This window comes from Pseudorhodoferax sp. LjRoot39, assembly GCF_964253035.1.
Lineage (GTDB): Bacteria > Pseudomonadota > Gammaproteobacteria > Burkholderiales > Burkholderiaceae_C > Pseudorhodoferax.
This window is the reverse complement of record NZ_CAXUQL020000001.1, coordinates 944,430-957,776: the sequence shown is the minus strand read 5'-3', so window position 1 is coordinate 957,776 and position 13,347 is coordinate 944,430. Positions and strand designations below refer to the sequence as shown.

The following is a 13,347-nucleotide window of genomic DNA, read 5'->3' as shown; positions in this document are numbered from 1 at the left end:
CCGCGCGCCCATGCCTGCCTTCGACGACGAGGCCATCACGCTGCGCCAGCTGCAGGTGCTGCTGGCCTTCATGGAAACCGGCAGCCTCGCGCGCGCGGCCGAGCGCCTGCAGACCAGCGCCGTCAGCGTGCACCGCGCGCTGCATGCGCTGGAGGAGGCGCTGCGCTGCATGCTGTTCCGCCAGGAGGGCCGCAACCTGGTGCCCACGGCCGCGGCCCAGCGCCTGGCCGAGATGGCGCGCGACATGGACCGCCTGCTGGCCGACGGCGTGCGCGCCACGCGCGAGATCGCCGGCTACGCGGCCGACCGCCTGCGCATGGGCTCGATGTTTTCGCTGACCAGCCGCGCCGTGCCGGCCCTGGTGCTGGGCATGAAGCAGCGCAAGCCCGAGGTGCAGACCGAGCTCATGCTGGGCTCCAACGCCGACCTGCTGGCCAAGCTGCGCGAGGGCGCCATCGACGCCGCGCTGATGGCCGTGCCGGCCGGCGCGGCCGACGTGGAGTCCGAGCCGCTCTTCGAGGACGAGACCTTCTTCGCCGCGCCCGCGCAATCGGCCTACGCGGCGATGGACGAGGTCGACCTGGGCGCCTGCGTGGAGGAGCGCTTCGTGAGCCTGGGCGCCGGCTTCGCCACGCACGACAGCTTCGTCGAGGCCTTCCGCATCGCCGGCTTCGCGCCGCAGATCGCCATGCACACGGGCGACATCTACTCGCTCATGAACCTCGTGGACGGGCGCGTGGGCTGCACGCTGCTGCCCGGCCGCGTGCGCAGCGTGCTGCCGGCCAATGTGCGGCTGGTGCCGCTGCAGGCGCGCTTTCGCGTGCGGCAGACGATTGCGCTGAACTTCCTGCGCTCGCGCGAGCGCGATCCGAACCTGCTGGCGCTGCTGGCGGTGTGCCGGATGCTGAAGTCGTCGCTGCGCTGAAGGCGCCCGCAGCGCTCCATCGAAATAGCGCTCTGCGGGATGGATAGACCCGTAGATGAAGCTGGACCCCGTCGAATGTCCGCGGCGCAGCCGGACCGTGATGTTGAGCGGCATGGACCGTGGCCTGATGTTCAGCTGGCGCTGTCCGGACACCAACGGAAGTTCGCCGCACGGTAGCGACCGTCGGTTGGCCGCGCAGTCCGGACTTCAGCCTCATTGCAGATCCGGCGCTGGGCTGGAGCCTCGGAGCACGAGGGTCACGCAGAGGGCATCTCCGCTGCGAACGGGGTCGTCCCGCAACCGTCCGCAGTGGATCCGCAGGTGCCGTTGATGCCGACAGCCAAGTCAATCCTGGGCGACGAGCCGCTCCTTCGCCAACCGTGTGCCTGCTGCCAGCGCCTGCAGCTTGCGCCACGCCACGTCTCGCCCCATCGGTGCCAGGCCGCAGTTCGTGCACGGGAACAAGCGCTCCTTCGGCACGAACTGCAGTGCCCGGCCGATGGTGTCGGCCACTTCCTCGGGCGTCTCGACCACGTCGCTGGCCACGTCGATCACGCCGACCAGCACGTCCTTGCCGGCCAGCAGCTGCATGAGGTCGGGCGGCACATGGGAGTGGATGCATTCCAGGCTCACCTGGTCGATGCGGCTTTTGGCCAGCGCGGGGAACACCGCCTCGTACTGCCGCCATTCCTCGCCCAGCGTGCTCTTCCAGTCGGTGTTGGCCTTGATGCCGTAGCCATAGCAGATGTGCACGGCCGTCGTGCAGGTCAGGCCCTGCGCCGCGCGCTCGAGCGCCTGCACGCCCCAGTCGGCAGCGTCCTGCATGTAGACATTGAAGGCGGGTTCGTCGAACTGGATGATGTCCACGCCATCGGCCTGCAGCGCCAGCGCCTCCTGGTTCAGCAGCTCGGCGAACGCGAAGGCCATCTTGACCTTGTCGCCATAGAAGCGGTCGGCCACGGTGTCGACGATGGTCATGGGGCCGGGCAGGGTGAACTTGAGCTTCTTGTTCGTGTGGGCGCGCGCCAGCTGCGCCTCGAAGGCATGGACGCGGCCCTTCAGGCGCAGGGCGGAGACCACCTGCGGCACCATCGCGTCGTAGCGGTTGTCGCGGATGCCCATCTTCACCTTGTGCTCGAAGTCGATGCCCTCGACCTGCTCCAGGAAGCCGTGCACGAAATGCTGGCGCGACTGCTCGCCGTCGCACACGATGTCCAGGCCGGCGTCTTCCTGGGCCTTGATCCACAGCAGCGTCGCGTCGGCCTTGGCCTGGCGCAGCGCATCGCCTTCGGCCCGCCACTGGGGCCACAGCTTGTTGGTTTCGGCCAGCCAGGCAGGTTTGGGCAGGCTGCCGGCGATGGAGGTTTCGAACATTCGGATTTTCCTTGGGATGGGTCGAGAGGGTGTGGCGATCCAGCTGCTCAGTGCGCGACATCGGCAGCCAGCCGTTCGAGCACATGCTTGTAGGGCTTGATGAAGTGCTCTTCCGCGAACCTGCCTTGCTTGACCGCCAGCTGGCTGCGCTCTTCCCGGTCGTAGACGATCTGCGTCGACGAATAGTCGTGGTGCTTGAGGCTCGGCCGGTAGAGCCTGCCGGCCGCGGCATTGGCGTTGTAGATCTCGGGGCGGTAAATCTTCTGGAAGGTCTCCATCGTGGCGATGGTGCCGATCAGCTCGAGGTTCGTGTAGTCGCCCAGCAGGTCGCCGTGGAAGTAGAAGGCCAATGGCGCAACGCCGTTGGGCGGCAGGAAGAAGCGCACCTGCATGCCCATCTTCGCGAAGTAGTGGTCGGTGGAGGACAGCGCATCCTGCTGGTACTCCACACCCAACACGGGGTGCTGGTTGTCCGTGCGCCGGTAGGTCTTGCTGGTGGACACGCTGATGCAGATCACGGGCGGCTTGCTGAAGTGCTGGCTGTACGTGTCCGAAGCGGCGAACTGCCTGAAGAGCTTGCCATGCAGGTCGCCGAAATCATGGGGAACGCTGAATTCCGCCCGATCGGCGTTGTAGCCCGGCAGCAGCACGCTGAAGTCGTAGTCGCGCACGTAGGAGGAGAAGTTGTTCCCCACGATGCCGTCGATGCGCTTGTTGGTCTTCTTGTCGAGGATGTGGGTCTTCAGGATCTCGATCAACGGAAAGGCCGCCGCGCTGCCGGCACCCAGGCCCATCTCGACGGAGACGATCTCCAGTTCCACGGCGTAGCGGTCGCCCGTGGGGTTGTCCCAATGCGCCAGGTCGTTGAAGCGGTTGTCGATCATCCGCAGCGTGTTGCGCAGGTTCTGCTGCCGGCTCGGTCCCCGGGCCAGGTTGGCGAAGTTGGTGGTGATGCGCGTGCTGTCCGACGGCTGGTAGTGCTCGTCGAAACGGATGCTCCTGAGTTGGAAGCTGAGTTCCTGGGTCATGGCGATAGGGTGGTCGAATGCTGGAGGAAAGTCACGTCCGGCTCAGGCCGCGACCAGGGCATCGGCCGGGGACGGCCGCGCGTGGCGCGCGAGCTGCACCAGTGGCAGCGCCCGCTGCACCGCCAGCCGGGCGCGCTCGATCAGGGCCTCGTCCCGCAGCTGGTGGTCCACGAAGTCCTTGTCGGTCGCGTAGACGCCCAGGGGCAGCGTGCGCGCCTGGAAGAAGCTGAACAGCGGCCGCAGCTGGTGGTCGATCACCAGGGCATGGCGCTCGCTGCCGCCGGTGGCCGCCAGCAGCACCGGCTTGTCGACCAGGGCGTCCTGGTGGATGAAGTCGAAGAAGTGCTTGAACAGCCCCGTGTAGGCGCCGCGGTAGACCGGCGTGACCACCACCAGGGCATCGGCCTGTTCGACGGCCGAGAGCGCGCGCTCCACCGCGTCGGGCAGCTGGGCCCGCCAGACGGCGCCGGCGAGCTGCGGGGCGAGCCGACCCAGTTCGACCAGGTGCGGTTCGCAAGGCAACTGCAGGGCGAACAGGTCCAGCAGATGCTCTGCCAGCGAGGCAGCCTTGGAGGGGCGCTGTAGCCCGCCGGAAACGGCGACCAGACGGAGTGGATGTTGCATGGGTTCCTGGGGATGGAACTGCACGCGCCACGCCGCGAGGGCGGCCCGGCCATGCAGCACAGTGGACCGGATGCTAGGGAATGCGACCCATGAAGTAAAATGGTATTACTTCATCAATCCATGAAATTGGCTCACTTGAAATGCTGGAACGCATCCACCTCAGCATCGTGCAGCAGGTCGAGAAGCAAGGGTCTCTGACGGCGGCTGCGGGCGTGCTGAATTTGACCCAGTCGGCCCTGAGCCACAGCATGAAGAAGCTGGAGCAACAGATCGGCACCGACATCTGGCTGCGCGAAGGGCGCAGCCTGCGCCTCACGCAGGCGGGCCAGTACCTGCTGGCCGTGGCGAACCGGGTGCTGCCGCAGTTGGACCTGGCCGAAGAGCGCCTGGGCCAGTTCGCGCAGGGCGAGCGCGGTGCGCTGCGCATCGGCATGGAATGCCACCCCTGCTACCAGTGGCTGCTCAAGGTGGTCTCGCCCTACCTGGCTGCCTGGCCCGACGTGGATGTCGACGTGAAGCAGAAGTTCCAGTTCGGCGGCATCGGCGCGCTCTTCGGCTACGAGATCGACCTGCTGGTCACGCCCGACCCGCTGTACAAGCCCGGCCTGACATTCGAGCCCGTGTTCGACTACGAACAGGTGCTGGTCGTGGCCAAGGGCCACCCGCTCGCAACGGCGGCCTACGTGAAGCCCAGGCAGCTGACGCAGGAGGTGCTGATCAGCTACCCCGTGGACATCGAGCGCCTGGACATCTACAACCAGTTCCTGTTGCCGGCCGGTGTCACGCCCCGGCGCCACAAGGCCATCGAGACGACCGACATCATGCTGCAGATGGTGGCCAGCGGCCGCGGCGTGGCCGCGCTGCCGCGCTGGCTGGTCGAGGAGTACGCGGCGCGGATGGGCGTGGTGCCTGTGCGGCTGGGGGCGCGGGGCATTGCCAAGCAGATCTTTCTGGGGGCTCGGGAGGCGGACCAGGCCACGGACTACCTGCGGGCGTTTGTGGAGATGGCGCGGCAGCCGGCAGCGCTCGGCGCTGCGGCTATGGCGTGAGGAGAAAAAGTATGAGGGGCGCCGTTTATGCGAGTTGCGGCTCCGGTCTACCACCGGTTCTGGCCATCAGCAGTCGTTGACCCGCGGCGGGGAACATCGGGTCAAGGCTGATAGGCGCCGTACGAATCCGAGAGACTGTATGGCGGCAATCTCCAAGAATAGTCATTGAAGGGTGTCCGCAGCCCCTGTCGGCGACAACCACGCCCCAAGCCTTCCACGACGACGCACCAGACCTCCAGGCAGAATCTAGACGAATGGGGCGAGCCCGGCGTCAGGCCTGCCGGCAGGCCCATCTTGAGAAACGGAGCAGCATCCATGGCACTGACGAAGAAGGGCAAGTTCTGGTACGGGACTACGTCCGGCGACACCCAAGCCGAACTTCGCAGCTACAGCGTTGCGAATCGCCATGAGGCTGTCCGGTTTGCCGCGTCCAAATGCGATTGCGGATGCCGGACTTTCGCGCTGCAGACCGATGAAGAAGCCGGTGTGGCCATCCGCACCTGCACCGACTGCGGCAAGGAACACCTGATGGGCGACAGCGAGGACTACGTTGACGAAGCCGCGCCTGAGGCGCACGAGTGCGTGTGCGAGAACGAGGTGTTCGAGCTGGTGTCCGGTGTCTCCGTGTACGACGGCACACATGACGTGCGCTGGTACTACATTGCTTGTCGCTGCGTGGAATGCAGCCTGGTCGGGGTCTTCGCAGACTGGAAGTGCGAAGCAGGTGATGCAGCGGCCTTCCTCGCCAAGGTCTGAGCATGACGTCATCGGAGGACTTGGCTGCATCAATGACCGCTAGCGCTGCACCGCTGCCGCGAAGGTCTTCAAGGCGGCTGGCCGCGGAGGGCGGCCAGTTGTATCTCACCGCCCGCCTCGACACACTGTCGTCCAATCTACCCGCTGCTCTTCAGATCAAGCGGACTCGGACGGGATCACATCGACTGACGAACCGTCTCCCATGACAACCCGAACTTGAGCAGGTACTTGCGCAAGCGGTCGGCGTCGTTGATCACCGTCCGCTGGGCGCGCGATTGGTCGAACAGCCGCCGGCCTGCGTCCGACAGCGTCGATGCCTCGCGGCACACTCGGATCACAGCCTCAAGTTGCAGGCGGTCGAACAGGTCCAGCGTGCTGGCGGAGCCGGCAGGCAGCACCGCATCGAGATCGACGGTTGATGCTCTAGCGCCTTCCTGTGGTTGCCACAGCCATCGCAGCCGCTGGATCTCCGCATCGACCAAGCTCGTCGAAATCCGCCCGCCATCGGCCAGCGTGGCCATGCGCGTCACGCTGGCCAACAGGTCCCGGAAGTTGCCGCGCCACAGTGCCTCACCGGACCGGGCGAACTGCAGATAGCGGGCCTTGGCTTCGACGTTGAAGCGCACCGCGCGGCCTGACTGCGCCGCTGCCCGCGCGAGCAGATGGTCGACATGGGGCTCGATGTCCTCGGGACGTTGCGCCAGCCCGGGTAGCGTGTAGGCCCAGAGGTTGATGCGCGCGAACAGGTCTTCGCGGAAGCGCCCCTGCGCCACGTCCACGCGCAGATCGCGGTTGGTGCCTGCGATCAGCTCAAAGTCGCTGCTGACTTCGCGGTCACTTCCCATGGGCAGGAAACGCTTCTCCTCGACCGCCTTGAGCAGCATGGCCTGCTCGTCCAGGCCCAGCTCGCCGATCTCGTCGAGGAACAACACCCCCTGGTGGGCAGTGCGCAGCAGCCCGGCGCGCTCGCTCGCCGCGCCCGTGAAGGCACCCTTCTTGTGGCCAAAAAGGGTGGACGCTGCGCTGTCGCCGCGCAACGTGGCGCAGTTCACCTCGACGAACTCGCCTTGCACCTGGTGCCGTGATTTCTTCAGCTCGTACATGCGCCGTGCCAGATGCGACTTGCCGGCGCCCGTGGGGCCGGTCAGCAAGATGGGTGCCTGCGAGCGCACCGCCACCCGCTCGATCTCCTCGATCAGTGCATTGAAGCGCTGGTTGCGGGTGTGGATGCCGCTCTTGAGGAAATCCAGGGCCTCCGCATGGGCCTGGCTGAAGCGCTGGGCCAGAACGTCGTAGCGCGACAGGTCCAGGTCGATCAGCGTGTAGCTGCCCGGACTGCCACGCTGCTGCTTCTTGGGTGGGGCGGTCTGCAGCAGCACACCGGGAATGAAGCGCGACTCCACCATCAGGAACATGCAGATCTGCGCCACATGCGTACCCGTGGTGATGTGGGCCCAATACTGCTCGTGCACAGGATCGAAACGGTAGCCCCGCGCCCAATCGTAGAGCGCGCCGTACATCTCGCCGAAGTCCCAGGGATCGGCCACATCCATGGGCACCAGGTTCACCACCGTGTCGGGCGACACATTGGCGATGTCGGCTGCCAGGACCTGGGCCAGCGATTTGTGCTTGGTGGCGTGGAACAACTCCAGCCGGTCGATCAGCGTGTCCTCGTGCTGGACCAGGGAGACGGTTGGTCGCCACTTCTCCCAGCGCCCCGCACCCAGGCCGGAATCCAGCTGGGTACCCATGAATCCAATCGCAACGTTCTTCTTGGCCATATCCAGAAGGCTAACCTACTAGCTTCAATTCTATTTCTTGATCTTGCAGTAGACGTCAACTCCGTCTGCTGGAGATGCACAGATCATCATTTTCCTCTTTCAAATCAATGATGTTCTTCCGGTATGAGCCAGGCACAGCAGGATTGGCACGCCCGTTGCAATACCAGACGCACCAACAACAAGTTGAATGTACCGAGGAGAACCTCATGGTCAACACCCAGCTCTTCCCATCCGCCCCTGGGGCCCTGCTGCCCACCGCCACGGCGCGCAACGCCGAGCAGGCACCCGCCTACGCCTTCAGCGCCCGGCACCAGCTGGCGCAGCTGGCGGCGACTGGATGCCTGAGCCGCACCTTCTACGCGGGTGCCGAAGACCAGCTCGACGTCGTGCAGGCACTGGTCGGGCAAGTGGAGCCGGCCTTCGTCGCCAAGACGGCCATCTACAGCCGAGAGCACGGCCACATGAAGGACATGCCTGCGCTGCTGGCCGCGCATCTGGCCGTGCGCGATGTCGCGCTGCTGAACCAGGTGTTCGGCCGCGTGGTCGACAACGGCAAGATGCTGCGCAACTTTGTGCAGATCCTGCGCAGTGGCGCCGTGGGCCGCAAGTCGCTGGGCACCCGCCCGAAGAAGCTGGTGCAGCAGTGGCTGCTGAACGCCAGCGAGAAGCAGCTGCTGAACGCCGCCGTGGGCAACACGCCGTCCCTGGCCGACGTGGTCAAGATGGTCCACCCCAAACCGGCCGAGGCTTGGCGCGCAGCCTGGTTCGCCTGGCTGATCGGCAAGACGGTCGACGTGGCGGCGCTGCCGCCCATCACGCAGGCGTTCGAGCGCTTCAAGCGCGACAGTGCTCAGGGTGTTGCGGCCGAGGTGCCCGATGTGCCGTTCCAGATGCTGACCGCGCTGGAGCTGAACGTGGCGCAATGGGCGCAGGTTGCACGAGCGGGCTCCTGGCAGATGGTGCGTCAGAACCTGAACACCTTTACACGGCACGGCGTGTTCGAGATCGCCGGCATGGCCGACGCGCTGGCCGCCCGCTTGGGCGACGCGCAGGCCGTGGCGAAGGCACGGGTGATGCCGTACCAGTTGCTGGCCGCTTTCAAGGCGGCGGGTGAGACCGTGCCGGTGCAGGTGCGCGACGCCCTGCAGGACGCGATGGAACTGTCGCTGGCGAACGTGCCTGTCCTGGACGGACGCGTGGTGGTCTGCCCTGACGTGTCGGGCTCCATGGGCTCGCCCGTGACCGGCCACCGCGGCTCGGCGACGTCCAGCGTGCGCTGCATCGACGTGGCCGCCCTGGTGGCTGCGGCGGTGCTGCGCAAGAACCCACAGGCGCGGGTGCTGCCCTTCGAGCAGGACGTGGTGAAGCTGTCGCTGAATGCCCGCGACTCGGTCATGACCAACGCGCAGGCGTTGGCCAGCATCGGTGGCGGCGGCACCAACTGCAGCGCGCCACTGGCGCTGCTCAACCGCGAGCGTGCGGAGGTAGACCTGGTGATCCTGGTCTCGGACAACGAGTCCTGGGTCGATGCCAACCGGCGTGGTGCGACGCAGACCCTGCGCGAGTGGGGACTGCTGAAGCGCCGCAATCCGCAGGCGCGCCTGGTGTGCATCGACATCCAGCCGACCGCGAGCACGCAAGCGGCGGAGCGTCACGACATCCTCAATGTCGGTGGCTTCTCGGATGCGGTGTTCTCCACGGTGGCGAACTTCGCCAGCGGGAAGATGGACGCCGAGCACTGGCTCGGCGAGATCGAGAAGGTGTCTTTGGCGGCCCAGTAGGCGCAACGGCAGGAATTGGAAGGTGTCCCAGGCGAATGCCTGCAGGAGTACAGCACATCTGGCCGCGCGGGGCCGCAACCCCGCAACGGGAACCCCGTCAGGCCGCTCTTGCAACTCTCGTCGCCGGGGACACCGATCCGAAGAACCAAGCGTTGTCGCGTGGCGGATGCCGGTGGGACTACATAGCCAGAAATGGTCTCACCACCCGTTCGTCGCCACGCGGGGATGCTGAGAGTTTGCGCGAATGCTGGCAGGACTACATGGGATCGCCAGGGGTTCGACTCCCCGGCCGGGCAACCGGCAACGGCTATGTCCTGCCATCCCTGGTCGCGCTTTTTGTGAGATGCCCTGCTGCGAATGCAGGTGGAACTACAGCCTTTTAAGCTCGGTGTCGCGGGTTCGAGTCCCGCCGGCCCCACATGGGGGGCCGTAGCTCAGTGGTAGAGCACGATGTTTCACCGGTCCTTGTCGCAGCAAGGCATCGCCTGTTAGGCGGTGAATGCAGATGGAACTACAGGTAGACGCACGCAGCGCAGGCTGCGGGCTCCGCGCGCAGGTGCGGAGCGCCCGGGTTCGAATCCCGGTCCCCTGGTGGATGGCGGAGTGGAAAGATTTCATCACCCCTCGTCACCGCAACTTTTGATGGAGAAGAAGAACATGTCTGAACAAAGCTACGAGCTGCAAGAAGTACCCGGCGGTGTGCCGGTGAAGATGTGGACCCAGGGTGTCCCGGTCGAGGAGGAAGCACGCCAGCAGTTGGCTAACGCGGCACGCCTGCCCATCGTGTTCAAGCACATCGCGGCCATGCCCGACGTGCACCTGGGCATCGGCGCCACCGTTGGTTCGGTGATCCCGACGCTGAAGGCCATCATCCCGGCTGCCGTCGGCGTGGACATCGGCTGCGGCATGATGGCCGCCAAGACCACGCTGCGGGCCGAGGACCTGCCCGACAACCTGGGCCCGCTGCGCTCGGCCATCGAGAAGGCCGTGCCGCACGGTTCTGCGCCCAAGAGCCGAGGCCGTGACCCGGGAACCTGGGAGAACCCGCCGGAGACGGTGGATCAGGTCTGGGCCGCGCTGGTCGGCGAGTTCGAGGCGCTGTGCGAACTGCACCCGCGCCTGAAGAACACGAACAACCGCAAGCACCTGGGCACGCTGGGCTCGGGCAACCACTTCATCGAGGTCTGCCTGGACGAAGCGGGCTTCGTCTGGTTCATGCTGCACTCGGGCTCGCGTGGCGTTGGCAATGCCATCGGCACGCACTTCATCGAACTGGCCAAGAAGGACGCGGAGCGCCACCAGCGCAACCTGCCCGACAAGGACCTGGCCTACTTCGAGGAAGGTGCACAGTATTTCGGCGACTACGTGCGCGGCGTGTCCTGGGCGCAGAAGTTCGCGATGAAGAACCGCGAAGTCATGATGGCCAACCTGATCGCCACGGTGCGCACGGTGATCGCCAAGCCATTCGAGTCGCATGTCGAGGCTGTGAACTGCCACCACAACTATGTGCAGCAGGAGCGCCACTTCGGCCAGGACGTGTTCGTGACGCGCAAGGGCGCGGTGAGAGCGAAGCGCGGCGAGATGGGCATCATCCCCGGCAGCATGGGCGCGCGCAGCTACATCGTCCGCGGCCTGGGCAACCCGGAGAGCTTCGAGAGCTGCAGCCACGGCGCAGGCCGCGTGATGAGCCGCACCAAGGCCAAGAAGATGTTCACGGTCGAAGACCACGTGAAGGCGACCGCTGGCGTGGAGTGCCGCAAGGACATCGACGTGATCGACGAGATCCCAATGGCCTACAAGGACATCGACGCCGTCATGGCCGCGCAGCGCGACCTGGTGGAGGTGGTGCATACCCTGAAGCAGGTGGTGTGCGTGAAGGGTTGACCGGGTGAGGGCTGCGTGCTCTCACCCTGCTACACAGATGCATGGGGAGAGCAGGAGCATGAAGCAAGAGTCGGTTGTGAGCGCGCATCCCGTTTCGGATGGCATGCGCGCCACCGTGTTGGAGAACCTGGCCGCGCTGGAGCAGCAACACCAGGTGACGGTGTTGTTTGCGTGCGAGTCCGGCAGCCGCGGCTGGGGCTTTGCCTCGCCCGACAGCGACTACGACGTGCGCTTCGTCTACGTCCACCGGCTGGACTGGTACCTGACCGTCGAGCCGGGCCGCGACGTCATCGAGCAGCCCATCAGCGGTGACCTGGACATCAACGGCTGGGACCTGCGCAAGACGCTTCAGCTGCTGCGCGCCTCCAATCCGGTGCTGCTGGAGTGGCTACGCTCGCCCATCGTCTACCGACAGGACACGTCCTGGGCACCGCGGCTGCGGGCGCTGGCCGAGGAGGGGTTTTCGCCGGTGCGCGGCTACCACCACTACGTGTCGATGGCCAGGAAGAACCTGCGTGAACACCTCTATGGCGCCGTCGTGCGCTACAAGAAGTACCTGTACGTGCTGCGCCCGTTGCTGGCCGCGCGCTGGATTCGCGAGGCGCGTGGTGTGCCACCGATGCGGTTCGCGGAGCTGGCCAGCCAGACCCTGACGGACCGCGCCGTGCTGGACGAGGTCAACGCGTTACTGGAGGTCAAGATGCGGGCCGGAGAATCGGCCACGAGCCTGCGCTGGGCCGGCATCCACGCCTTCATCGAGGCGGAGCTTGCCGAAGCGATGGCGCACGTCCCAGGCAAGAGTCCGGCGGCGGATGCGCGCGCGCTCGACCAGTACCTGCGGGATGCCGTCCTGCATTTCGACACCAAGACCTAGAACAAGAAGAGAAGAACATGATCGACATCGATGGTTCCGCCGGCGAAGGCGGCGGACAAATCCTGCGCACCGCGCTGGCCCTGTCCATGTGCACGGGCCAGCCCTTCACGCTGTCCAGCATCCGCGCCGGCCGCGCCAAGCCGGGCCTGATGCGCCAGCACCTGACCTGTGTGCAGGCGGCGGCCGAGGTCTCAGGTGCCGACGTGCAGGGAGCCGAACTGGGTTCTCAGTCGCTGCGCTTCCACCCGGGCCCGGTGCGCGCGGGCGACTACCTGTTCAACGTGGGTAGCGCGGGCAGCTGCACGTTGGTGCTGCAGACCATCTGGCCGGCCCTGCTGTTGGCTGGGGCGCCCAGCCGCTTGAAGCTGGGCGGTGGCACGCACAACCCCATGGCGCCGCCGTTCCACTTCCTGGAGCGCAGCTATGCACCGCTGCTGCGCCGGTTGGGTGCGGGTGTCGACCTGACTCTGCGTCGTCTGGGTTTCTATCCGGCCGGCGGCGGCGAGATCGAGGCGACCGTCTGGCCGGTAGAAGCTCTGTTGCAGCCGTTCGATCTGAACGACCGCGGCGCCGAAGTGGAGGTCTATGCCGAGTGCTTCTCGCCGGCGCTGTCGCGCTCGGTGGCCAGGCGCGAACTCGAGCACCTGGGCATGGCGCTGGGGTGGAGTGGCGAGCAGTTGCGAGAGGCGTCGGCACGCCAGAACGAAGGTCCTGGCAACGCCTTGCTGGCAACCCTGTCGCATGGCAACGTCTGCGAGGTCTTCACTGCGTTTGGCGAGAAGGGCGTCAGTGCGGAGCAGGTCGCACAGGATCTGGTCCGTGAGGTGCAGGCCTACCAGGCCGGCGACGCCGCGCTCGGGCTGCACCTGGCCGACCAGTGGGCGCTGCCGCTCGCGCTGGCCGTATGGCAGAGCGGGCGCGCAGCGTCCTACACCAGCACGGAGCTGACTCCGCATGCGAAGACCAACTTCGCGATCATCGAGAGGTTCTTGCCGATTCGCTTCCTGACATCAGGCACGAGAAGCCGGTGGTCGGTCAGCGTCCATGGCAAGTAGGCGCCTGATGCATATCGGCAGGGAAACAGGGATCTTTGGCCGCCGGCCTCTATGCGCCCATTGCAGTCCTTCATTTCGCAATTACCCACGGCTGGTGTGGGCGCAAACTGGTCGCCGCGCAGGAATGCGCGGCAACTCCTCCCCCCGGAAATCTCAGTCGCATGAACCGCGGCGCCAGCATGTGCGCACCCATGGCGTTGGCCCCACCCGCCAGCT

At 66.1% G+C, this 13,347-nt stretch carries 11 protein-coding genes; 7 read left to right on the top strand and 4 right to left on the bottom strand.

Going from position 1 to position 13,347, the window contains the following annotated elements; genetic code table 11:
* Positions 1-10: 10 nt before the first annotated feature.
* Positions 11-925, top strand: coding sequence for a LysR family transcriptional regulator (locus tag ACSQ4M_RS04510; protein WP_436188408.1), 915 nt, complete (start codon positions 11-13; stop codon positions 923-925).
* 345 nt (positions 926-1,270) lie between these two features.
* Here the strand turns inward: ACSQ4M_RS04510 and ACSQ4M_RS04505 are convergent, their stop codons facing one another.
* The 3 genes from ACSQ4M_RS04505 to msuE are packed head-to-tail and all read right to left on the bottom strand — an operon-like array spanning position 1,271 to position 3,951.
* On the bottom strand, positions 1,271-2,299 hold the full coding sequence (locus tag ACSQ4M_RS04505; protein ID WP_436188407.1) for a methionine synthase: 1,029 nt from the start codon (positions 2,297-2,299) through the stop codon (positions 1,271-1,273).
* A 47-nt stretch (positions 2,300-2,346) separates the two neighbouring features.
* Positions 2,347-3,327, bottom strand: a complete 981-nt coding sequence (locus tag ACSQ4M_RS04500; protein WP_436188406.1) for a DUF1852 domain-containing protein — start codon at positions 3,325-3,327, stop codon at positions 2,347-2,349.
* Positions 3,328-3,369: 42 nt separating this feature from the next.
* Positions 3,370-3,951, bottom strand: coding sequence for an FMN reductase (gene msuE, locus ACSQ4M_RS04495; RefSeq protein ID WP_436188405.1), 582 nt, complete (start codon positions 3,949-3,951; stop codon positions 3,370-3,372).
* 140 nt (positions 3,952-4,091) lie between these two features.
* Here msuE and ACSQ4M_RS04490 point away from each other — a divergent pair, with 140 nt between their 5' ends.
* Both ACSQ4M_RS04490 and ACSQ4M_RS04485 read left to right on the top strand, forming a co-directional pair.
* A complete protein-coding gene (locus tag ACSQ4M_RS04490; protein WP_436188404.1) occupies positions 4,092-5,000 on the top strand; it encodes a LysR family transcriptional regulator in 909 nt (302 codons plus the stop codon).
* 315 nt (positions 5,001-5,315) lie between these two features.
* Positions 5,316-5,756 carry a hypothetical protein gene (locus ACSQ4M_RS04485; RefSeq protein WP_436188403.1) on the top strand — a complete coding sequence of 147 codons (441 nt, stop codon included), beginning with the start codon at positions 5,316-5,318 and terminating at the stop codon, positions 5,754-5,756.
* A 176-nt stretch (positions 5,757-5,932) separates the two neighbouring features.
* On the opposite strand, the gene rtcR is transcribed toward ACSQ4M_RS04485, so the two are convergent.
* Positions 5,933-7,537: an RNA repair transcriptional activator RtcR gene (gene rtcR / locus ACSQ4M_RS04480; protein ID WP_436188402.1), complete on the bottom strand. Its 1,605-nt coding sequence runs from the start codon at positions 7,535-7,537 to the stop codon at positions 5,933-5,935.
* A 206-nt stretch (positions 7,538-7,743) separates the two neighbouring features.
* Here rtcR and ACSQ4M_RS04475 point away from each other — a divergent pair, with 206 nt between their 5' ends.
* From ACSQ4M_RS04475 to rtcA, 4 genes are all read left to right on the top strand, one after another.
* Positions 7,744-9,318, top strand: a complete 1,575-nt coding sequence (locus ACSQ4M_RS04475; protein ID WP_436188401.1) for a vWA domain-containing protein — start codon at positions 7,744-7,746, stop codon at positions 9,316-9,318.
* Between the two features lie 657 nt (positions 9,319-9,975).
* Positions 9,976-11,202 (top strand): RtcB family protein, encoded by a 1,227-nt coding sequence (locus tag ACSQ4M_RS04470; RefSeq protein ID WP_436188400.1) that lies wholly within the window; start codon positions 9,976-9,978, stop codon positions 11,200-11,202.
* Between the two features lie 58 nt (positions 11,203-11,260).
* Entirely contained in the window at positions 11,261-12,076 is an 816-nt protein-coding gene (locus ACSQ4M_RS04465) for a nucleotidyltransferase domain-containing protein (RefSeq protein ID WP_436188399.1), read from the top strand.
* A gap of 17 nt (positions 12,077-12,093) precedes the next feature.
* Positions 12,094-13,131 carry an RNA 3'-terminal phosphate cyclase gene (rtcA, locus tag ACSQ4M_RS04460; RefSeq protein ID WP_436188398.1) on the top strand — a complete coding sequence of 346 codons (1,038 nt, stop codon included), beginning with the start codon at positions 12,094-12,096 and terminating at the stop codon, positions 13,129-13,131.
* Positions 13,132-13,347 lie beyond the last annotated feature (216 nt).